At 58.3% G+C, this 357-nt stretch carries 1 protein-coding gene; it reads right to left on the bottom strand.

Annotated features, from left to right (window positions below):
- A partial coding sequence (locus tag AC1RPN_RS08660) for a hypothetical protein (RefSeq protein ID WP_481763786.1) occupies positions 1-357 on the bottom strand: 357 nt, incomplete at both ends.

Genomic DNA, 357 nt, shown 5'->3' with positions numbered 1-357 from the left:
GATGTAGCCTAGGTCTTCGGAGCCCGGGAACGGCAGAAGCCCACGATCACGATTCGACGGCGTGCGAATCACCACGAATTTGTGATCCTCGCTAACCCGGTACTTGTGGCCACCAATTTCGAGAGCGACCAGTGAATCGACGTTGCGTACCAGATGGGCGGTCGCCGGTGCCCAAATCTGCTTGCCGCCGCTCCATACAGGAACTTCGAATTGGTTAGGATTACGACTCAGGCTTTCGATCGTTGCGTCATGCGGCTCCATACCGAGATCACCGTCATCCAGACGACGGACACGGATCGGAGTGTCAGCCACAAACGGGCCGTCAGGGTCCGGGTCGGCCAGACAGATGATCTTGCC

The organism is Dellaglioa sp. CoH-57-MRSF-20, assembly GCF_056781955.1.
This window is presented reverse-complemented; position numbering and strand designations above follow the sequence as displayed.